The sequence below is a fragment of the Mariniflexile sp. AS56 genome (assembly GCF_030552475.1).
Lineage (GTDB): Bacteria > Bacteroidota > Bacteroidia > Flavobacteriales > Flavobacteriaceae > Mariniflexile.
Window position 1 is genome coordinate 304,755 of record NZ_JAUPED010000003.1, and the last position, 23,217, is coordinate 327,971.

Annotated in this window: 11 protein-coding genes; 8 read left to right on the forward strand and 3 right to left on the reverse strand. The window is 35.5% G+C overall.

All coding sequences use genetic code 11. The features are described 5' to 3' along the window. Nucleotide 1: 1 nt before the first annotated feature. The 3 genes from Q5N74_RS05575 to Q5N74_RS05585 all read left to right on the forward strand — a co-directional run bounded on the left by Q5N74_RS05575 (nt 2) and on the right by Q5N74_RS05585 (nt 7,397). Complete coding sequence (locus Q5N74_RS05575; protein ID WP_304387747.1) at nt 2-3,133, forward strand: SusC/RagA family TonB-linked outer membrane protein; 3,132 nt, start codon at nt 2-4, stop codon at nt 3,131-3,133. Between the two features lie 38 nt (nt 3,134-3,171). After that, the gene (locus tag Q5N74_RS05580) at nt 3,172-4,812 is read left to right on the forward strand and encodes a RagB/SusD family nutrient uptake outer membrane protein (protein ID WP_304387748.1); all 1,641 of its coding nucleotides are present in this window, start codon (nt 3,172-3,174) and stop codon (nt 4,810-4,812) included. A 161-nt stretch (nt 4,813-4,973) separates the two neighbouring features. Then, nucleotides 4,974-7,397 (forward strand): glycoside hydrolase family 3 N-terminal domain-containing protein, encoded by a 2,424-nt coding sequence (locus tag Q5N74_RS05585; RefSeq protein ID WP_304387749.1) that lies wholly within the window; start codon nt 4,974-4,976, stop codon nt 7,395-7,397. Between the two features lie 183 nt (nt 7,398-7,580). On the opposite strand, the gene Q5N74_RS05590 is transcribed toward Q5N74_RS05585, so the two are convergent. From Q5N74_RS05590 to Q5N74_RS05600, 3 genes are all read right to left on the reverse strand, one after another. Next, entirely contained in the window at nt 7,581-9,416 is a 1,836-nt protein-coding gene (locus Q5N74_RS05590; protein ID WP_304387750.1) for a family 78 glycoside hydrolase catalytic domain, read from the reverse strand. A gap of 149 nt (nt 9,417-9,565) precedes the next feature. Then, entirely contained in the window at nt 9,566-10,915 is a 1,350-nt protein-coding gene (locus Q5N74_RS05595) for a Gfo/Idh/MocA family protein (protein ID WP_304387751.1), read from the reverse strand. A gap of 8 nt (nt 10,916-10,923) precedes the next feature. Then, the gene (locus tag Q5N74_RS05600; RefSeq protein WP_304387752.1) at nt 10,924-12,312 is read right to left on the reverse strand and encodes a DUF1080 domain-containing protein; all 1,389 of its coding nucleotides are present in this window, start codon (nt 12,310-12,312) and stop codon (nt 10,924-10,926) included. 285 nt (nt 12,313-12,597) lie between these two features. Here Q5N74_RS05600 and Q5N74_RS05605 point away from each other — a divergent pair, with 285 nt between their 5' ends. From Q5N74_RS05605 to Q5N74_RS05625, 5 genes are all read left to right on the forward strand, one after another. Then, on the forward strand, nt 12,598-15,666 hold the full coding sequence (locus Q5N74_RS05605; protein ID WP_304387753.1) for a TonB-dependent receptor: 3,069 nt from the start codon (nt 12,598-12,600) through the stop codon (nt 15,664-15,666). Between the two features lie 19 nt (nt 15,667-15,685). Further along, nucleotides 15,686-17,338 (forward strand): RagB/SusD family nutrient uptake outer membrane protein, encoded by a 1,653-nt coding sequence (locus Q5N74_RS05610; RefSeq protein WP_304387754.1) that lies wholly within the window; start codon nt 15,686-15,688, stop codon nt 17,336-17,338. A gap of 157 nt (nt 17,339-17,495) precedes the next feature. After that, nucleotides 17,496-19,547, forward strand: a complete 2,052-nt coding sequence (locus tag Q5N74_RS05615) for a glycosyl hydrolase 115 family protein (RefSeq protein ID WP_304387755.1) — start codon at nt 17,496-17,498, stop codon at nt 19,545-19,547. Nucleotides 19,548-19,557: 10 nt separating this feature from the next. Next, nucleotides 19,558-21,888 carry a GH92 family glycosyl hydrolase gene (locus Q5N74_RS05620; protein WP_304387756.1) on the forward strand — a complete coding sequence of 777 codons (2,331 nt, stop codon included), beginning with the start codon at nt 19,558-19,560 and terminating at the stop codon, nt 21,886-21,888. 4 nt (nt 21,889-21,892) lie between these two features. Continuing rightward, nucleotides 21,893-23,194 (forward strand): alpha-L-fucosidase, encoded by a 1,302-nt coding sequence (locus Q5N74_RS05625; RefSeq protein WP_304387757.1) that lies wholly within the window; start codon nt 21,893-21,895, stop codon nt 23,192-23,194. Nucleotides 23,195-23,217 lie beyond the last annotated feature (23 nt).

A 23,217-nucleotide genomic window follows, 5' to 3' on the forward strand; every position in this document is an offset into this window, starting at 1 on the left:
TATGAATTATTATCTGACTATGATGAAATTAAAAAATACGTATATCCTGTTTTGCATTTTATTTTTAGGAACCACTTTTGCATTGCGAGCACAAGTGAAATCTGAAAATATTGTAACAGGAACGGTAGTAGATGCTGCGAGTAACGAGCAATTAGCGGGAATTAACGTTCGAATAGGAACTTTTGCGTCTACACTAACCGATAAAACTGGTAAGTTCTCAATTAAAGTGCCTAATGCAGGAGCAACTCTTACGGTGAGCAGTCCTAATTATCAAACCAAAGAGGTCGCTTTAAAAGGAAGAAAAAGTGTAGCTATAGCAATTTATGATAACGGTTTTGAATCCTATTATAGCAATGCTAATACGCCTACAGGGCAACAATCCAAAGCTTCAATAACAAGCGCTATAGACACTAAAGACGGATCTATATCTGTATCAAAAGAGTCTGTTGCTAATATATTGACTGGTGAAGTAAGTGGTACACGTGCCATTATGCGTTCTGGTGTTCCAGGTATTGGAGCAAACATTTTTATTAGAGGTTACAATACATTAAACGGATCTACACAACCATTAATTGTTATAGATGGTATGATTATTGAAACAAATACCTTCACAAACAATACATTAATAAAAGGTTACAGTTACGATCCTTTATCAGATTTAAATCCTAAAGATATTGCCAACATAACAGTTATTAAAGATGCTGCATCTATTTATGGATCAAGAGGCGCTAATGGGGTTATATTAATAGAAACCAATAAAACGGTTGATGTTTCAACTAAAATAGATTTTTATGTTCAAGGAGGTTTGAATATTGCACCCAAAAGTCTGCCTATGATGAATGGTAATCAATACAAAACCTATTTATCTGATCAATTGAATAACTCTGGCTTATACACTAACAATCAAATTAGTAATCTGCCTTTCTTTAATGAAAACACAGCTTTTCAAGATTACCAAAAGTATCATAACGCTACCGATTGGCAAAAGGAAGTATTTGGAACTGATTATGTAAACGAATATTATTTTAGAGTAACAGGAGGAGATGAAGTAGCAAAATATGGTTTATCTATAGGGTACTCAACTAATGAAGGTGTTGTTTCTAATGCCGATTTTAGCCGATTTACATCACGTTTTAATGCAGATGCTAACATTACAGAAAGGTTATCTTTAAATACCAACTTAAGTGTAAGTTACACAACACGTAACTTGTATGATGATGGCTTACACAGTACGTCACCTATTTATTCGGCACTTAATAAGTCGCCATTTTTAGCGCCATTTGTGCCTAATGCAGACGGTGTTGTAACAGATATTTATGAGGATATAGACAATATAGGTGGTTTTAGTAACCCTAGAGCAATTGTAGATAATGCTACGTTTCAAGCTAAAAATTATAACCTATACGGACTTTTCGATTTTGGATACAAAGTTTCAAACAAAGTAAACATCCATTCCTTATTTGGAGCAAATTATATAAAAAACAGACAAAATGTTTTTTTACCAGATTTAGGACTTTCTACAGAATTTAACGAATTTGGTGATGAACAGTATAGAACATCGAAAGTGAATGCAGAAAGTTTATTCTCATTTTACAACGATACAAGACTTAACTACAAAAATAATGTAGGTGGTGTTCACGATTTTTCTGTAAACCTAGGATTCCGTTATCACACAAATAATTATGAAAATTCATACTCTACCAGTGGAAACTCGGCGGATGATCAATTTACATCTTTAGAAGGAGGTAGTAATTTAACATACGTGACCTCGGGAAGTATAGGAAACTGGATAAATGGTTCTATTTATGGTAACGCAAATTATTCGTTCTTAAATAAATACTTTGTTAGCTATAATATTTCTGCAGATGCTTCTTCTCGTTTTGGAGATGATAAATCTGTTGGTATTTTCCCTGCTTTAAGTGCAGGATGGTTAATTTCTTCTGAAAATTTCATGGCTAACAATTCAGCTATAGACCAATTGAAGTTACGTGCTAGTTACGGTTTAACTGGTAACGATGGTATTGGTAACTACAATGCAGAATCTTACTTTGTTTCTAGAAGATTTTTAGAAGGTGCAGGTCTTGTAAGTGGTAATATAGCAAACAGCTCTATCAGATGGGAAGAAACCACTAAAGCAAACGTTGGTTTAGATGTTGGTTTGTTTAATGAACGTATATCTTTTAACATTGACTACTTTAACAATGTAACAGATGGTTTACTTAATAACACCGAGATAAGCCCTATTTATGGATATGACAATTATATCAGTAACGACGGAAAACTTAAAAACACAGGTGTAGAATTTAGTATAAACGCACGAGTTGTGAATACGCCTAGCTTTAGTTGGGATATTGGAGGAAACATTTCTACTTATAGAAATGAAATTTCTTCGCTTCCTGGTGGGAGACAAATTATTAACGTTGAAGGTTTAAATGCGACTATTTTAAACGAAGAAGGAAGCGCATTAGGCTTGTTCTACGGTTATAAAACAGACGGTATTTTTAACAGTGCAGCAGAAGCTTCTAACGATGGTTTGGTTTGGAGAGATTTTGCTGGTTTTAATCAACCATTTGTTGCTGGTGATGTGAGATTTGTAAATACAAATAGCTCAGACAATGTTATTAATGAAGATGATAGAGTCGTTATTGGAGATCCTAATCCAGATTTCACTGGAATGGTTTACAATAAATTTAGCTACAAAAAACTGACTTTATCTACTGTATTCTCATTTAGCCAAGGTAATGATGTTTACAATGCTTTAAGATGGAGAACAGAATCTATGGATGGTTTAGCAAATCAAAGTTTAGCGACAGTAAATCGTTGGACGGTTGATAATCAAAACACCAACATACCACGTGCCGTTTACGGTGATGCTGTTGGGAATTCAAGATTTTCAGATAGATGGATAGAAGATGGGTCTTACATACGTCTTAAAACAATATCGTTATCATATACTCCAGATGTATTTAATGCAACATTTTATGTTACAGCAAATAACATATTTACTATAACAGACTATTTAGGCTACGACCCTGAAGTAAGTGCATCACAAGCAAGTTATTTACAAGGTATAGATGCTGGTTTTACACCACAATATAGCTCTGTACTAATTGGTGTTAGATTAGGACTATAATTTTGAATATGAAGATTGAAATCATAAAAAGAAAACAAATGAAACAGTATACAAATATTTTTTTAAGCCTACTTTTCGCTTTATCTCTATTTACTTCTTGTGAAAGTCTTTTAGACGTTTCACCAGAAGAAGTATTATTAGAAGAAGATTATTTAGGCGATAATAAACTGGATGCAAGGTCTGCTTTATTCGGAATTCTATCACAAATGCAAGATATTACAGGACAGTATATTGTGTTAGGTGAGTTGAGAGCTGATTTAGTTGATGTAACCACTAATGCAGAGGATGATGTTAGACAAATAAATATGCATAACATTAGCGCTGATAATAGTTATATAGATTCTTCAGTATTGTTCTCTATAATTAACAATTGTAATTTTGCTTTAAATGGTATTGATACCGAAGCTTACGATGGTATTTTAGAAGATGATTACGCTTCTATTATGCGAATTAGAACATGGGCACAAATACAAATTTTAATTAACTACGGTAAGCTTCCATATATTACAAAGCCTATTTCTAGTACCGACGATTTAAAGGAAAACTACCCATTACTTTCTTTTGAGCAAGGGATAGATCAATTAATTCAAAATCTAGAATCTGTTGCAGGTATAGAAAATGTTACTAAATATGAAAACTCGTTAGGGTACAATATTTTTAGTATGATACCAGATAACGATGTGCTTTTAGGAGATTTACATTTATGGAGAAGAAATTATGTTACTGCGGCAACATATTATAAAGCCTTTTTAGATAAAAATGTAATTACAGGAAATTATAACTTAACATCTAATACAGTAGGTACTAGCTTAAGTGGTGGTAACTATAGTGTAGCAACTGGTTGGCCTTCAATTTTCTTATCGGAATCGGTAGTGAATAATGAAGTAATTAATTACACCGCATTTAGCGATCAATACAGACAGCCAAACAATAGTTTTCAAGTTCTTACAAATCAAATGAAACCTTCGGCATTATCTATTTTAAACTGGGATTCACAGTTTAAGAGTTATTTAGGTGAACCTTATGATGGTGGAGAAGGAGACAATAGAACTATTTTAGATAATAATAGAAACCCGAGTTCGTATTCTGGAGTTGGCGAAGAAGCTAGAATTGCTAAATATCAATATGAATATTTTATTTGGAACAGAGCTGCGAGAGTATATCTTAGATATGCTGAAGCTATTAATTATGCGGGGCATACGGAGCAAGCATTAGCTGTTATTAACGGTATTTTTAATTCAACTACCACTCCTACAACAACTAATTCTCCATTTTTAAATAATCCAGAAAGCTATTTAAACTTTGCAACGGGTACATATTATATTGCTAATAATAGCGGGGTTTTAACATCTGGTAATCAAGGTATAAGAGGTAGAGTTGATATGGCGCCATTTAGTGTGGATTCAAGTTTAGATGAAGCAGCAACTATTCAAGCAGTTGGGCAGATTATTCTTAACGAGGCAGCATTAGAATTGGCCTTTGAAGGTACTAGATGGGAAGATTTAATACGTTTTGCAGACCGTAAAGGTGACCCAAGTATTGTGGCAGAAGCTGTAGCAAGTAAATTTGCATCAGCAGGTGATGGCGCTACGGCAAGTGCAGTACAACAAAAATTAATGAATCCAGATAACTGGTTTTTACCACTAGCGATTCCTGCAAATTTTCAGCCTTCTAATTAAATAGAGACAGTTCATTTGATAAAATAAAAATCGTCACTCTTAAGTAAATTTTGGGTGACGATTTTATTTTAATAAAGAATGGAAGTACACTTTTATGGAGGGGTACTTTTTTATGTTTTCGAATACATGTATATTGAAGTTAGATAATCAATTAGAATAGAATGAAGCAAATCAAAGTCATAGCAATTTTCACCCTGTCCTTTCTTTGTGTGGGAATGAAAACAGATACACCAAAGCCATCCATGTATCACAAAGGGTGGGTCGATTTTAATAAAAACGGCGTTAAAGATGTTTTTGAAGATCCTAAAGCACATATAGATGCACGGGTTTCCAATCTGATATCTTTAATGAATGTCGATGAAAAAACATGTCAATTAACCACTCTATATGGTTTTGCACGTGTTTTAGAAGATGAATTTCCAACTCCAAACTGGAAAAATCGTGTTTGGAAAGATGGTATAGCGAATATAGATGAGCATTTAAATACTATTTGGAATCAAGAAAAAACGCATACACCTTATGCGTTCCCATATAGCACCCACGCCGAAGCGATTAATAAAGTACAAAAATGGTTTATAGAAGAGACCAGAATGGGTATTCCTGTCGATTTTACCAACGAAGGCGTACATGGGTTATGCCATGAAAAAGCAACTCCTTTACCCGCGCCCATAGGTATTGGTAGTACTTGGAACAAAGCATTGGTTTATAAAGCAGGTACTGTTGTGGGACGTGAAGCGAAAGCCTTGGGGTATACCAATGTATATGCGCCTATTTTAGATGTAGCACGAGACCAACGTTGGGGACGTGTTTTAGAATGCTATGGAGAAGAACCATTTCATATTGCAGAAATGGGTAAACAAATGGTAAATGGTATTCAATCGCAAGGAGTGGCTTCGACCATTAAACATTTTGCAGTGTACAGTATTCCAAAAGGGGCCAGAGATGGAGATGCCAGAACAGATCCGCATGTGGCACCACGTGAAATGCATCAATTGCATTTGTATCCGTTTGAAAGAGTTATTAAAGAAGCATCACCCATGGGTGTTATGAGTAGCTATAACGATTATGATGGTGTGCCTGTAACTGCCAGTCCTTATTTTCTAACCGAATTATTACGTGAACAATATGGCTTCGATGGTTATGTGGTTTCAGATAGTGAAGCGGTGGAATATGTTTCAGAAAAGCACCATGTGGCTAAAGATTATAAAGAAGCGGTAAGGCAAGTTATTGAAGCGGGTTTGAATGTACGTACCACGTTTAGAACTCCAGAATCGTTTATTGAGCCTTTGAGAGAATTAATAGCCGAAGGTAAGATTTCAATGAAAACGATAGATTCTCGTGTAGCAGATGTGTTACGTGTGAAGTTTAGATTGGGTTTATTCGATACACCTTATGTTGAAAACCCAAAAGCATCTGATAAATTAGTGCATACTCAGGCAGATGAAGATTTTTCTAAACAGATTAACAGAGAGTCTTTAGTATTATTAAAAAACGACAATAATTTATTGCCTCTTGATATTAACAAAGTGAAAAATATTCTGGTAACAGGACCTTTAGCAGACGAGGTGAGCTTTACGTTTAGCCGCTACGGTCCTGCGTTTAATCCATCGGTTTCTGTGTATCAAGGCATAAAGAAATATGCGGGTAATAAGGCTCAGGTACACTTTGAAAAAGGATGTGATATTATCGATCCTGATTGGCCGAGGAGTGAAATTATTCCAACGCCACTGTCTAAAGAAGAGCAAGCAAGTATTGATGCCGCTGTGGAGAAAGCAAAACAATCTGATATAATTATTGCCGTGGTAGGCGAAGATGAAAAACGTGTTGGTGAAACCAAATCTCGTACCAGTTTAGGGCTTCCAGGGCGTCAGTTTCAACTAGTACAAGCCTTATATGCAACCGGTAAACCCGTTGTTTTAGTGCTTATTAATGGGCAGCCATTAACCATAAACTGGGAAAATAAATTTTTACCAGCTATTTTAGAAGCATGGTTTCCGAGTACTGCAGCTGGTGAAGTGATTGCCGAAACTTTATTTGGTGATTATAATCCAGGAGGCAAGTTGTCGGTGACCTTTCCTAAGTCGGTTGGGCAAATCCCCTTGAACTTCCCGTTTAAACCAGGGTCTCAAGCAGGACAACCGGGTGCAGGACCAAATGGTTATGGAAACACCCGTGTTTTGGGGCCTTTATACCCTTTTGGTTATGGTTTGAGTTATACCACGTTTGAGTATAGCGATTTGGTCGTGAACCAGAAAACAAAACAATCTCAGAGTGCTATTGAGGTATCATTTAAAGTAAAAAACACAGGAAAACGCGCAGGGGACGAGGTTGTGCAACTCTATTTGAAAGATAAAGTGAGCAGCGTAACAACTTACGAGTCGCAATTACGTGGTTTTGATCGTGTGCCTTTACAGCCAGGTGAAACTAAAACCATAAATATGACCTTGCAGCCAGACGATTTAAGAATTCTAGATATCAACATGAATTGGACGGTTGAACCAGGTACTTTTGAAGTGTTAATAGGAAGTTCTTCAGTGGATATTCATTTACAAAAAGAGTTTGAAATACTTCCTTTGAATGATTAAAATTAACTGAAATTAATTTTTTTGGATAGAAATGAGGCTGTCTAAAAAGTGTAATTCTGTGTCATATTGAGCTTGTCGAAATTTTTTATCTTATAGATAATCAATAGTGGTTTCGACAAGCTTAACCTGACAAAGTTTATAATACACTTTTTAGACAGCCTCGTTTATTTAAGATCCTTGTTTTTAGAGAAACACTTCAATGTTATGCACCCCACTGTCAAGCGTTATAGAAGTTGCTTTCTTTTTAACTTTCTTAGAGTTTAAAGTTGTTTTCGATGCTGTTTTTGGTAATACAAATTTAGCAGTCATACCTTCAGGGATTGTTATTTTATAGGTGGTTTCATTATTCTCTGTTTGATGCTCGGCATAAATAAATCCATGTTGTGTAGGTACTTTTATTTTAGAAAAAGCTAGATCATCCAATTGCGGATTAATTTCAGCAACCTTAAAACCAGCCGTTTTTGGTTTGATGCCCCACATATAGCGGGTAATGGCATTTATTGGAGCGGTTCCCCAAGCATGGTTCCAATCGGAGTTTGGTTTGTATTTCATATCCCAAGCTTCCATAGCCATGGTAGAACCTACTTTTATCATATTCCACCAATTACGGTCGCCTTCAGTATCTGCAATTAATGAAGTTGCATAAGCAGCTTCGTTATTTTTATACAAACCTTCTAATAGATATTGTGCTCCATAAACGCTACAAGCCATACCTCTGGATTTCACAAATTCGGTAACGGTTTTCACATGTTCTTTAGGAACCAAATCGAAAGCCAAGGGTAACATATTGGCATGTAAAGAGGAGTGGGTAGAGTTTTCACCATCTAAATAATACCCTTTAGAATGGTTGAAAAGTTTAGAGTTTATAGTCGCTTTAACCTTATCAGCTTTATTTTTAAAGAAAATAGCATCATCCGTTTTATTAATAGCGGTAGCAATTTCAGTCATTAACTTCAAATTGTAATAGTAGAAAGCGTTCACAACGGTATTCACCGGTACAATGTCATAGCCATCACGTTCACCTTCAGCGGTTGCTAATTTCCAACCTGTATCTTTTTGGGCACCTGGCCAATCGATGATATCTCTTATGTTGGTATTCGCTTTTTTAAATCCTAGTTTTAAAATTAAAGCTTCATTTAAGTTAGAAGATTTTGAACTTATTAAACCATCGGCACGTTCTAAATCCATCAACGTTTTTAGTTTCAGGTTGTCATAATGTTCCTTTAAAGGTGCCACATCACCGGTATACATATAATCTGCATGAAACATTAACACGGTGTGTAATAACCATTCGGTTGGCCACGTAGGGTTTTCAATAAAATAGGCATTGGTTCTTCTGGCCATGGTATATTCATTATCAACACTGTAATGGCTTAATTGGTTGATGTAAGCATCTGCTTCATAGGGAATACGTTCTCTATCACCATCTACATAATAGCCCATAAAACTGGTCGCTTTAATGGTATGTTTACACATGTCCCAAATAGAATCCATCACTGCATTTGAAGATGAAAAAGAACTCGCATCATCATTAAATTGATAATGAATGGCTTTTTGCGATATGTTAAGGTCTTCTATAGGAATTTTTAAGTTTTCTATTTCCAAATATCTAAATGGCATAATAACGCCAATTTGTTCGGGAAGCTTAATAGCTGCTGGACCTGTATTTCGTTTGTCTGGTGATAATGGTAGCGTTGTAGGTTGGTTTGCTTGCAAGTTGTTTAGAGTAACTTGTTGGTACCTGATGGTGCCTCCCGGGTTTCTATCTATTTTGTTTGCATGCTCTATTTTTTCACCTAAACGGAATGTAAGCGTATCGGGGTGTGCGTTTTTGGAAGTGATTTCTAGGGTTCCAAAAAAGGCTTTTCCAAAATCGATTAGATAATGGCCGTTACTAATTTTTGTGATTTTTTGCGGACTTATTAAAGTCGTTTTTAAGTCTAAATCCTCGGTACTGTTTTGAGCGTTTACCTGTGTGAAAGCGAGTGTTAACGAAAGTAGAAGAATGTATTTTTTCATTTAATAGTAGTTTCTAATTATATAAAAACAGCCTACTAAGGAAGCAAGCTGTTTTATGTTTTTACTTTTATTATTAAACCTATGTATTGGTTGAATGTTTTTAATATTTAAAAGTTGAATAAGCCAAGATATAACGAATATCTAAATTTTTAGACTGGTTTAATTTCCCAACCTGGTTCGTAAGTTCTAGACCATAATTTCATAGCTTCTCTGTTATAAATACGTCCAGTATTTTCATCAACTTCAAATGAATCATCAATTCTAGAAGCAATATTAGCGTAATGGGTTAGCATTTGGCTAATAGCACCTTCATCGATAGGTGAGGTCAATTCCGCTTTTCCTCTAATGGCATCAAAAAAGTTAAGCGTATGTGCAGCCGAAAGTTGTCCGCCACCACCAAGGGCATTACCGTCTTCAATTCCAGGTACTACGTTTTCTTTAATAAGTTTTCCTTTAAGGTCATATAGTTTATAACCATCACGATCTATCATAGTCGATCCGTTAGAACCGTAAATAAGAGTCCCTCTACCTGCACCATATTTATCATAACCATTTCTACTGCGACCATCCCATTTAATGGTTTTATCACCAGCAAATTTGAACGTAGCTTCCATGGTGTCATACATTTCCCAACCGTCATCTTTATATTGGTATTTGCCTGCATTTACATCAACGTGTTCTGGATATTTTACCCCTAAAGCCCAACGTGCAATATCTAATTCATGGGTCGCATTATTTCCCATTTCCGCAGTACCATAATCCCAACCGTACCAATGCCAGTTGTAATTCCAAGTATCATCGGTATAATCTCTTCTTGGGGCAGGCCCTTGAAAAAGTTCCCAATCTAGCCCTTCTGGTGGGGCTGTTTTTGTTTGATGCGGAACAGGACCACGTTTACTTGTGTAAAAAGCAATGGCATTGTACACATCACCAATAACACCGTTATGAATGGCTTTTATAATTTCTTGCGATTGTAATGAGGAGCGCTGTTGATTACCCATTTGCACCACTTTATTGTATTTTTTTTGATAAGCTACTAACAGCTCGCCCTCTTCAGGGTTGTGGCTACATGGTTTTTCAAGAAACACGTGTTTCCCTGCTTGCATGGCCATACAGGCGCCTGGTGCGTGCCAATGGTCTGGTGTAGCCATAAATACAGCATCAACCTCTTTATCGTTTAATATATTTCTAATGTCATTTTCTAACTTAGGCTTATAACTAAGTTTGTTAGCTAGTTTAGCGGCAGCATTATCGCGCTGGCTTTTCATAACATCACATAAATAACGTAATTCAATGTTGTTTTTCTTATCTGCAATTGGTGGAATGTAAGCACCATAACGTCTACCTAAACCTTGAATAGCGATATGTAACCTATCATTGGCGCCTATTATTTTTGAATAACTTTTTGCCGACATGGCATTAGCACTGTTTGAAACTATGGTAGCTCCTATCGCACCTAAAGCTGTTTTTTTTATAAAATCTCTTCTGTTTGAACTCATAATAGTATTTAGTCTTTAGTTGTGTTAATCGGACGAATTTTTACGTTTTTGAAGGATACCAAATCACCATGATCTTGTAATAGTATTTGTCCCTTTTCTAATTCACCAAAATTCGGCCATTTCGCATATTTACTTTCCGATACTAATTTTCTGAAGTTATCACTTTTTCTTTCGTACTCTAATACCTTAGCGCCGTTTAGCCAGTGCTCCACATGGTTGTCTTTAGAAATAATATAAGCCGTATTCCATTCGCCAATAGGGTTTATTGGTTTATTTAGATCGGCTTGAATTAAATCGTATAGCGAACTTACGGTTCTGCTTCCTTCATGATTCCCCAATTTAGCATCAGGATGTAAAGCATCATCTAAAATTTGATATTCTAAACCAATGGAAGAGCCTGCACCTTTATTAATATTGGTGTCTACATAATATTTAATACCACTATTTCCGCCAGTATTAACTCTAAAATCTACGGTTAATTCAAAATCACCATATAATTCTGAAGTTACAATATCACCACCAGCAGTCGATTCTGCACCGCCAGACGATAATACGCTAAGCACTCCATCTTCAATTTCCCAACCTGTTTCAGGAAACTTGTCAAGTTTAGCACCATGCCAACCCTTGGTTGTTTCTCCATCCCATAATAACTTCCAACCTTTTTTAGCTTCTTCAATAGTTAATTGGTTTTTAGTTATAATAGGTTTTACAGTCGATTTTTGAGTGTATTTAGAAAGATCATCAGTAAGAATTTTTACATTTTTCCAGATAATTTCTGTACCAGCTTTTTTATCGGCCTTAATGCTGTGTACTTGTAGACAAATAAAGCCACTCGCTGTTTTTTCATCTATTAAATGTGCCGCAGCAACACCATTTACCCACGTTTTAAGGGTGTCACCAATAGCTTCAATACGGTAATGGTTCCAATCGTTTTGTTTAAACGCTTTTTGAGCGTCAGGGTTATTATCTAAAGTGTTTAACCAACCACGTCGCGATTCATCATAAATACCACCACTCCAAGCGCGCCCAGACGGGTCAATTTCTACTTGATACCCGTGAACACGACCCTCTCTATAATGAGGAAGGCTGTTACTACGAATTTGAATACCAGAATTCATGGTAGAATCTACTTTATAATCCAATTCTAAAATAAAATCGCCATACATTTTATCGGTTGTTAAGAACGAGTTTGGAGTGTCGTGTACGGTTGTACCAACAATAGCGCCGTCTCTAACAGTGTATGCTGCTTCTCCACCTTTTTGGTGCCATCCGTTTAACGTTTCACCGTCAAATAAGGAAACCCAAGGCGTGTTGTCTTTCGGTTTTTCTGCACAGCTAAAAAATAAAGAGATACTACATAATAGTATGGCTCTATTGAAGAAAATAGATTTTTTCATTTTAATGTTTTGGTTTATTAATAGTTTACTAAAATACTTTTTTTTGATGGATTTTCACATGGATATATTGTTCTAAACCATGGATTATTCAATTCTTGAGCATTTTCATGTTGTTTTATTTTTCTATTATTTTAGTAAGGTTTTTATGGGACTATTTTTAAAGTAGCTCGAATTGGCTGATTTTTAAAACTAATTAAAATGTCCATGAATGCGAATGAAATGTCCATTACTTAAGAAATATTTAACATTAATTTAGCAAAACAATTATAACTAAATAAAATAAACATGGTAAAACTAAAACTCTTATTAATAGCCTTATTGGTAGGCTTTACAGGGGCTTCCTGGGCGCAAAGCAAGGTGTCTGGTGTGGTAGCCGATAGTCAAAACATTCCCATTCCTGGGGTGAATGTTGTTGTTAAAGGTACGTCCAATGGTGCTGCTACAGATTTTGATGGTAACTATCAAATCAGTGCAAAATCAGGAGATGTATTGGTATTCTCTTATTTAGGGTTTAAATCTCAAGAGGTTACTTATAAAGGACAAGCAACTTTGAATGTTAAAATGCAAGAAGATACCGCACAACTTAATGAAGTAGTTGTCATTGGGTATGGTTCTGTTAAGCGTAGTGACTTAACAGGTGCTGTTGCTTCTTTAAGTTCTGAAAATATTACAGAACAAAAGAAAACGGATATTGGGCAAGCTATTCAAGGAAAAGTAGCAGGTGTTGATGTTAGGGCTTTAAGTAATAAGCCAGGGGCGCCTCTTTCTATTAAAATTAGAGGTAACACATCTATAACAAATACCAATGCAGGTCGTGATGGTATTAGTGACGATTTGGATGATGATCTTTCAAAACCATTGTACGTGGTTGATGGTATCTTTTTTGAAGATATAAACGCTTTAAATCCAGCAGATATTCAACAATTAGATATTTTAAAGGATGCTTCGGCTACAGCTATTTATGGGGCGAGAGGTGCAAATGGAGTTGTAATTATTACGACCAAAAGCGGTATAGAAGGTAAAACAGTTTTTACTTATGAAGCTACTTTAGGTAGTCGTTCTGTTACTAACGAGCCTGATTATTTTAATGGTGATGAATATGTTGCTTTTGTTGGTGATGTTATTAGAAGTAGAGAGTGGAAAAACCTTTTTAGTAATGGTGTGCCAACAGTAGCAGACTATAATAATATAAATGTAGCTAGTTTAATTGATACTGAAATTAGAATAACGAATGAGGAAGCTAGTAATGCAGCAAACAGACGTTATACTAATTGGATAAAAGACTATCAAAAAACAGGTATTCAAACTAGTCATAATTTAGGGATGTCTGGAGGAAGTGATGGTTTGGTTTATAATGGATCGATTGGATACTTAAGTGATGAAGGTGTGCTAGGTATAGAAGCTTTTGAACGTTATAACATGAGTGCGTCGCTTTCTAAAAGAGTGACTGACGATTTAACAGTAGGATTAAAAACATATTTGTCATTCTCTGAACGTGAAGAGGGAAGTAGAGAGTTGTATAGAAGTACACAACGTTTAGCCCCAACAGTAAATTCTCGTGATACCGACGGAAATATTATTTTATTTCCAGACGATCAAGATTTACGTTTCACAAACCCTTATTATGATGCCACAGGAGCTTGGAGAAATAATACAAGAGCTTTAAACGTAATTGCGAATGTGTTTGTAAACTACAAACCAACAGACTGGGTGAATTTTAAAACTCAATTTTCACCAAACTTGAGTACAGAAAGATTTGGTGAGTACAGAGGTTTACTTACAAAAAGTTCTCGTAATGATGCTTCTCGTATTCAATCACACTATAATAGTTTTTTTAGTACAGCTTATACGTGGGATAATATTGTAGATTTTAATTTTGATTTAGCAGAAGGTCATAATTTGAAATCAACCTTAATTTCATCCGTTTACTACAAACAAGATGAAGGAAGTAATGTTCAAACAAGAAATTTTGATACAGACGCCTATTTATTTTATAATACGGGTGTAGGTACAGACCCAAGAAGTTATGACTCTTACTATGAAAAAGAAACAACATCGTCTTTCGCGGCAAGAGTAAATTATAGTATCCTAGATAAATATCTTTTTACATTTACAGGAAGGTATGATGGCGCTTCAAAATTAGCCGTTAATAATAAATGGGATTTCTTCCCTTCTGCAGCCATAGCTTGGAAAGTAACAGAAGAAGACTTTATGCAAAACACCGATTGGTTAGATAATTTAAAACTAAGGTTAAGTTACGGGGAGTCTGGTAACTATAGTACAGTTAGGCCATATGAGTCATTGGCATTTTTAAATAATACAGATTATATATTTGGTAATAACCTTACTAATGGAGTTACTGTTTCTGGATTTACTAATTATGATTTGACTTGGGAACGCTCAAAAGAATTGAATGTTGGTTTAGATTTAGGGGTTTTACAGAATAAAATACGTCTAGGTTTAGAAGTGTATAGTAAGACAACAGACGGAGGTATTTTAGCAAGAACCTTATCTCCAATTACTGGGTTTGGCTCAGCAACAGGTAATTATGGTTCTGTACGTAATAGTGGTGTTGAGATTACTTTAAATACTAGAAACATACAAACTGAGAATTTTAAATGGACTACCGATTTGAATTTTGCTAGAAACAAAAATGAAATATTGGAGCTAGACGGTGAATTAGATTTAATCCCTTACGGTAACCACGGTGTTTTACAAATAGGTGAAGCTGTAGATGCTATTTGGGCACCAGAAAAACTAGGTATTTGGCAACTAGATGAAGCTGCAGAAGCTGCTGTGTATGGTAGATTTCCTGGAGAATATAAGTTTAGAGATGTGAATAATGATGGAAGCATTAATTCAGCGGATAATGTTATTTTAGGACAAGTATCTCCTGATTGGACTGCAGGTATGACTAATACGTTTTCATATAAAAATCTAGATTTATCTGTTCAAGTATATACGAGACAAGGTACTTTTGGACATTCAGAATTTAACCAACTTTCTGTGCCATGGCAAGGGGATGATGCTAAATTTAATAAAGTAGATTTAGATTATTGGACACCAAATAATCAAGATTCTAAAAATCCAGCTTTAGAGTATGGAGCAGGTGCAGATTGGTATTATACAGATTTTGATTTTGTAAGAGTAGGAAATATAGGCTTAGGCTATGAGTTTTCACAGTCTATGTTGGATAAATTAAAAATGTCAAGTTTGCGTTTATCATTGGATATCCAAAACCCATTTACGTTCACAGACTATGAAGGATCAGATCCTGAAACAGGACTTCAGAATAACTATAATGGTGGTTATTTAGTTAAAACCATATTATTTGGACTTAAGTTATCTTACTAATTTTTTAAAATATACAAAGATGAAACTATTAAAAAACATAAAATATACAGCGGGCATACTAGCTTCTATGATGCTATTGAGCGGCTGTAATGATTATATTGATGAAACAATATATTCAGATGTAACAAGCGAGAATTTTATAACAGAAGATAATGCAGACCAACTGGTTGTTGGAATTTATACGCAAGTACGTGGGGTCTACAGAAATTACGGGTACAAATTCTTAGGAACTGATATTTTTACAACAAGAGGTGATGTGACTTCTAATAGTTCTGAAAATGATTATTTTGGTTTACAGGCACCAAGTTCTAATGGGGTTTGGTCTGGTAATTATGATATAATAGCAAAGGCAAATACAGCCATTAATCGTTATGAAAATCAAATAAGCTGGAGTGCAGGTCGATTAAGTGATAAAGCATATGGTCTAGCACAAGCAAGAGCATTAAGAGCGTTGGCATTCTTTAATTTAGCACAGCAATATGGTGGCGTGGTTTTAGAATTAGACGAACAACTAACAATTCGTGAAGATTATACAAGATCTTCAGAAGCAGATACCTATGCGCTTATAATATCAGAATTAGAAGCAGCAATTCCAGGTTTATTAGATGCGCCAGAAACAGGTAGGTTTTCAAAAAGAGCGGCACAACATGTATTAGCTGAGGCTTACTTAACGAGAGCTTATAAAACATTTGGTTCTACTGCAGATTTTACAACCGCAGCAGCATTGGCAGAACAGGCGATAGGTTCATATGATATTAGAAGTCAAACCTACGCTCAAGTATTTGATTACGACAATCAAGTGAATCCAGAGGTGCTTTTTGCAGCACAATGGGGTGCAGGTAACATAGCTTCAAATAAGAATAATAACAAGCACGCGATCTTTATGTATGCGGTACATAATTTGCCGGGTATTAATAGAACAACAACACCTTATGGGTTTAGTGATTCTAATTCGATGCCAACACCCTTCTTTTATTCTTTATTTGCTGCAAATGATTCAAGAGATGATGCTACTTTTCACCGTGCCCTTCTAGCAGATGGAAATGTGCCTATTGGTGCTCCAGACCCAATTGTTGCAAACGATACTATAGTTTATTTCCCAAAAGTAGCTCTAGGAGCAGCAGAACTTGCAGATCGTTTAGATCGTTATTGGGTATACCAACCAGATCAATATTTATACGGTAGACCAGCCGATGTAACGGGTGTTAATTATTTGTATTCTTTAAATTCAGAATTAACAAACTTCCCAATATTCAAGAAATTTGATGATGAAGATTTTAACGAAACAGCTGAAGGTGCTCGTGATACATTTATATTTAGAATTTCAGAAACTCATTTAATTGCAGCTGAAGCACATTTGGGAGCAGGTAATACAACACAAGCCTTATTTCATATAAACAGAGTAAGAGAACGAGCTACAGAAGTTCCTAATGAATATCTTACAGTAAGTATTGATGATATTTTAAATGAGCGTGCATTAGAACTTGCAGGTGAAGACAATAGATGGGCCGTTTTAAAAAGAACAGGTAAGTTAGAAGAGCGTGTAAACTTATACAATCCACATAATGTAAATCACGGTGCTTTTGATGCTGCGAAGCATTTATTACGCCCTATTCCAACTAATGAATTAATATTATCTCCAGAAACAATGAAACAAAACCCTAATTATTAATAGCAAATATTAGAAGTTTTTTTTTGAGTTAGTTTAGTAGAAGATATAGGCAGACACAAATTTGTCTGCCTATATTTTTAATTTTTGGGTATCAGTTATTAATACATACTCAGCATAAGTATCAATCATTAAATTTTATTTCCTTATACCATTTTATATGCTTCTTTTCTTTAAAAAACAATTGGGTTTTATTGCAGCATTTCTAGTCATTTTTTCATGCTCTAATACGTCAGTTGAAAATTATTATTTAATTATTGGCGCATCTGCTACAGATGTAGAAGTAAGTACGGTTAACGATTTAAAAAATGATTTATCCAAAGTAATAGATGGCAGCGTCACTATTATTCCAGAAGCAGATCAAGATAAATTAAAAGAAAAAGGTGTTTTCTTCATTTTAGGTACCCCCCAAACTAATACCTTAATAAAAGGCTTAGGTACACAAAATAACATTAAATTATCTAGCACTATACCAGGAGCTAGAGGCGGAATTTGGGCTAAATCCATACTGCCTAATGGTCAAAAAGCAATTGTAATTGGAGGTTCAGATGTTCAAGGACTTCAATACGCTATTTATGACTATTCAAAAGATATATTGGGTGTAGACCCCTTGGAATATTGGACCAATAAACAACCAAGTAAAAAAACAAGTCAAGACATCTTCAACTTTAATTCTAAAATTATAGAACCGCCTAAGGTTCCTATGTTAACGTATTTTGAAAATGATGTCGATGAATTAGCAAACTACCGAGGTAAATTGCTAGAATACGATTGGGAAAGTTATACCGAATTGATAAACTCATTAGTACGATTACGCTATAACTCCATTCAGTTATTTGATATGTTGGGCAGGCCAGAATTTTTTATTCGTCCGGAATACAAAGAGCTAAAACCAGACTATCAAATTGATATTGAGTATGTGGATAAGATGATAGATTATGTACACGAAAAAGGAATGAAAGTTGCGGTCGATTTTGCTTTAGGCTATCAAATTCACCCTATGGATGCCGATAAAGCGGATTGCTGGAAAACCTATAAAGAAGATTGGCTACAAGCATGGCGCTATTATTTTGAGAAAACACCATTAGCTAAAACTGATATTTTTATTTTACGCCCACGCCACCAGGTTTGGGATTGGGAATATGAAAGTACTTGTGGAGAAAGCAAAATAGAAGTTTTTAATGAAGTTTATAAAGCCTTCGGGAATTTAGTAGATGAATACAAGCCCAAAGCACAAAAAGTGTTGGTTTGTTATTCTGATGGAATGGAAATGTGGAATGAAGGGTTTAGACCACCAACAGATTGGACGGTACTTTGGTCCGATCACGGTTTTGGCGATTTTCAACATCTTCCAAATACCACCGATGGTTATAAATTTGGAACCTACATGCATGCCGGTTATTGGTTAAACCATACCGTACACAACCCATACCCAGAAAAAGTAGAAACCGTGATGAAAGAGATGTTTCAAAGTTATGGCGCAGATAATTATTGTTTGGTGAATGGGCAAAACTTCAGACCCTTTTTATTAAACTTAGAAGCTTATAGTGAAGTTTGTAACAATCCAGAAACCTTTAACGGCGATGCTTTTTACAAATCGTGGACAGAGCGTTATTTTACTCAAGAAGCAGCGAAACATGCGGTAGCTTCCATGAAATGGCTGCATAAAGCGCAAGAAGGTCGAAAAGGCTATGTAGAACACTTATGGGAAATTCGCGAAGCTGTTTCCTATTTATCAAATACTCCTATTAGAAGACCAGGTAAAACCCCTATTCCTTTCGATTTTAAAAGAGTGGCGGGTGATTTAGAAAATACAGCTCGCTGTCAAGACGACCTCCAGAAAGCTCTTGAAGAAGCTAAAAAGGGCTATGAACTAGCTGAAGGAAATAATAATTTCTATCATGCCTACATATTACTTCCAGTAGTTTTATATTCAGATTTAATTGCTTTTGAAACCACATTGCACAGCATGTCGGTATTGAAAAAGGAATTTGAAGACACCAAAAACCCTGAAGCCTTAGAACAAGCGAAAGCTTTAATAGCAGAAGCAAAACAGAAATTAGAAACAATTTACAAAAACAGAGCATCTGGAGATCTAGATGACAAATGGAAGAATTGGTATTCTATAAAAATTCGAAGACAAAATAATGGTTTCCCAACTACAGAAATGTTAGAGGATATTGAAGCCAATTTAAATAAAATGACACTTTAAAAAGATAAGAATGACGTTAAACCAAAGTATTATAAACGGAGTTGCAGGCATAGGTTTTGGTATGCTTTCTTTACTATCATGTAAAAATGAAGATAAAAGAATCTCATTAGTTGAAGAAACCGAATCGATAGATTATGCATCCAAAGTCTACACACAACTAGACACCGAAAATTCTAGATGGTTTTTCTTCTCGTCTGCCAGTCGCCCGTTTGGGATGGTTAATTTAAGTCCAGATACACAAATTGGTGGTGCCTGGGGTAGTGGTTATCGTTATAAAACGGATACTATTAAAGGGTTTAGCCATATTCATGCGTGGCAAATGTCAGGTGTTTCAGTAATGCCTGTAACAACATCAGAAGCAACTAAAAATACGGTTTATTCTGATTTTTATTCAAAATTCAGTCACGATAAAGAAAAAATCACACCAGGTTATCATTCTGTAGTATTGGATAGATATCAAATAACCTCAGAATTAACAAGCACAAAACGTGTTGGTTTTCATCAATATGCATTTCCAAAAGATCAGCAAGCAGCCATACTTTTTAATTTAAATACCTTGTTGGGGCCTTGTAAAAACTCAGAAGGTGTTTTAGAAAAGAATGGCGTTAATGAAATTTCTGGGTCTCTTGTTATGGAGCGAACACACAGAAGGCCAAAACCTGTAACCGTTTATTTTAAAGCTATTTTAAATACCGATATAGAATCCGTAGATCAAGATTCAAAAACGGGAAATTACCTTGTTAATTTGGCTGATACAAATGAAAAGGTTTTAATGAAATTAGGTATTTCATACACGTCCGTGGAAAATGCTGCTAATAATATAAACCAAGAATTACCACATTGGAGTTTTGATAAAGTAGCATCTCAATCGAAAACCGAGTGGAATGGCTTACTAGGACGAATTGATGTGAAAGGTGGAACAGAAACCGACCAGAAAAGATTTTATACCGATTTGTGGCATGCGCTACAAGGGCGTCGAATTATTAATGATTTTAATGGTGCCTATCCAGATAATACAGGAGCCGAATTTAGAGTGGGTCAATTACCGGTGGATGCTAACGGTAAACCAAAATTTAATCACTTTAATTCCGATTCGTTTTGGGGCGCACAATGGACCATCAATACACTTTGGGGACTTGTGTATCCAGAGATTATGGACGATTTTGTACACTCCTTAATGCAATATTATAAAGATGGCGGTTTAATACCAAGAGGTCCTTCGGGCGGAAATTACACCTATGTGATGACGGGCGCTTCATCAACACCATTTATAGTGAGCGCTATTCAAAAGGGTATTATAAAAGAAGATTTAGAAGGCATTTATCAAGCTTTAAAGAAAAACCACATGTTAGGTGGTATAATGGGAAAATCGGGTTATGAGCATACAACTAATTTAGGCGGGGGCTTAAAATACTACATAGAAAAGGGGTATGCTCCTTACCCCATCCCAGAAGGTAAATTTGGTGGACATCAAGATGGTGCGAGTCTTACCATGGAATATGCGTATCAAGATTGGACATTGGCGCAATTAGCTAAAAAACTAAACCATAACGAGGATTATGACTATTTCATGATGCGTTCAAAAAACTATAAAAACGTATTTGATGAAAAAGTAGGTTGGATGCGACCAAAAAATGTAGCAGGTGTTTGGAAAAAAGATTTCGATCCTTACCAGCCAGAAAACGGTTTTATAGAATCGAATGGTGCGCAGTCTACTTGGTTTGTACCACATGATATTCAAGGCTTAGCGGCTTTAATGGGAGGCGAAGCTAAAGCGGTTGAAAAATTAAACAACCAGTTTATTCAAGCTGAAAAATTGGGCTTTACGGCTGGTAATTCGCATGCACAAGAGTTGCATCCAGAATATAGTAGAATTCCAATTAATTTTGGAAATCAACCTTCTATACAAACCTCTTTTGTGTTTAATCAATTAAACAGACCAGATTTAACGCAGTTTTGGACGAGAAATGTAATTAGCAAAACCTTTAGTGGTTTGTCGCCAGCTACAGGTTATAATGGTGATGAAGATCAAGGCCTTATGGGAAGCTTAAATGTACTCATGAAAATTGGTTTGTTTCAAATGAATGGAGGAACGGACGATAACCCCGAATATCAAATTGGAAGCCCTATTTTTGATGAAATAAAAATTCAATTAAATCCAGACTATTATTCAGCCAAAACGTTTACCATAAAAACCATAAATAATAGTCCGTCAAATGTTTATGTGTCTAAGGTGACTTTGAATAATAAATCGGTTAAAAATTATAAAGTATCACAAAGTGATGTGGTAAACGGCGGTGAGTTACTATTAGAAATGTCTAATAATCCAAATCAGAAATAATAAAATGAAATTAAGACTGACGTTTCTTGCCCTTTTAATAACTACTTGTTCAGCGTTTTCACAACTTAAAAACAAACCCGAACTCGATGAAAACTTCATGGATATGGGCTTCGGTATTTTTGTACATTGGAGTTTGGACTCACAATTAGGGAGTGTTATTAGCCATTCGTTAGTAGGTGCTTCAGATACTTATGTGAATAAGTATTTCAATGAACTGCCAAAAACATTTTATCCAGATAAATTTGATGCCGATGGATGGGCACGTTTATTTAAAGTAGCAGGCGCAGAATACGTTGTATTTACAGCGAAACACCATAACGGGTTTTGTATGTGGGATACTAAAACTACCGATTTTAATATCATGAACACTCCTTATGGGAAGGATATTGTTGGTGAATTAGTTAAAGCATTACGCAGGCAGAATTTAAAAGTAGGCTTGTATTTTTCTCCTGAAGATTTCAGCATTTTGCGTAAACAAGGGCATTTAATTTCCCGTAAAGGACCCATGACTCAAATTACCGCAAATAAAGAACTTTTTGCGTACGATAAGGTTCAAGTTCGAGAACTTATTAAAAATTACGGACCCATAGATGTGATGTTTTTTGATGCATTCCAAGCGAAACCCATGGCTCAATTTGTTCATGAGATAGACCCAAATATTGTGGTAACGCGTGGTGAGATGAACACACCAGAACAGAAAATCCCAGATGCAGCCATGCCAGGACCTTGGGAAACCTGTATGACCATGGGCACACAATGGGCATACAAACCAACAAACGAAACTTACAAAAGTGGGTCGGAACTCATTGAGAAATTAATTGAAATTAGAGCTAAAGGTGGTAATTTTCTGATGAATGTTGGTCCGAAACCCAATGGAGAAATACCCATAGAGCAAGAAGAACGTCTGCGAGAAATAGCTTTGTGGATGTATGTGAATGAAGAAGGTGTTAAAAATGTGAGAACGGTACCAACCATTATTAGAGATGGCGACATGTGGTTTACAAAAGGTAAAGCGGAAAACACAGCTTATGTGTTTATAACGGGCCAAAAAGATTGGTTTAAAGGCTTTAGAAGAAGCTTTCATTTGAAAAATATGAAAGCCACGGCTAACACAACTATTTCTGTACTTGGGCAAAATGATTTGGTGGTAGAGTACTGGCCAGAAAACACACCAACCTCTCGATTCATTCAGCATAAAGATTTGTTAGAAATATCCATAAGTAGGGCACAACGCCTATATAACGATAAAATTTGGCCAAACCCTATTGTGGTTAAATTAACCAATGTAGAGTTTATTAAGAAGTAGAACTTTACGTTATATTTGAAAAC

Bases quoted from the DNA above. Each gene is read 5' to 3' on its own strand.
- Q5N74_RS05605 (WP_304387753.1), top strand. From the start codon at position 12,598: ATGGTAAAACTAAAACTCTTATTAATAGCCTTATTGGTAGGCTTTACA.
- Q5N74_RS05585 (WP_304387749.1), top strand. From the start codon at position 4,974: ATGAAGCAAATCAAAGTCATAGCAATTTTCACCCTGTCCTTTCTTTGT.
- Q5N74_RS05610 (WP_304387754.1), top strand. From the start codon at position 15,686: ATGAAACTATTAAAAAACATAAAATATACAGCGGGCATACTAGCTTCT.
- Q5N74_RS05595 (WP_304387751.1), bottom strand. From the start codon at position 10,915: ATGAGTTCAAACAGAAGAGATTTTATAAAAAAAACAGCTTTAGGTGCG.
- Q5N74_RS05600 (WP_304387752.1), bottom strand. From the start codon at position 12,312: ATGAAAAAATCTATTTTCTTCAATAGAGCCATACTATTATGTAGTATC.
- Q5N74_RS05590 (WP_304387750.1), bottom strand. From the start codon at position 9,416: ATGAAAAAATACATTCTTCTACTTTCGTTAACACTCGCTTTCACACAG.
- Q5N74_RS05580 (WP_304387748.1), top strand. From the start codon at position 3,172: ATGAAACAGTATACAAATATTTTTTTAAGCCTACTTTTCGCTTTATCT.
- Q5N74_RS05615 (WP_304387755.1), top strand. From the start codon at position 17,496: ATGCTTCTTTTCTTTAAAAAACAATTGGGTTTTATTGCAGCATTTCTA.
- Q5N74_RS05620 (WP_304387756.1), top strand. From the start codon at position 19,558: ATGACGTTAAACCAAAGTATTATAAACGGAGTTGCAGGCATAGGTTTT.
- Q5N74_RS05625 (WP_304387757.1), top strand. From the start codon at position 21,893: ATGAAATTAAGACTGACGTTTCTTGCCCTTTTAATAACTACTTGTTCA.
- Q5N74_RS05575 (WP_304387747.1), top strand. From the start codon at position 2: ATGAATTATTATCTGACTATGATGAAATTAAAAAATACGTATATCCTG.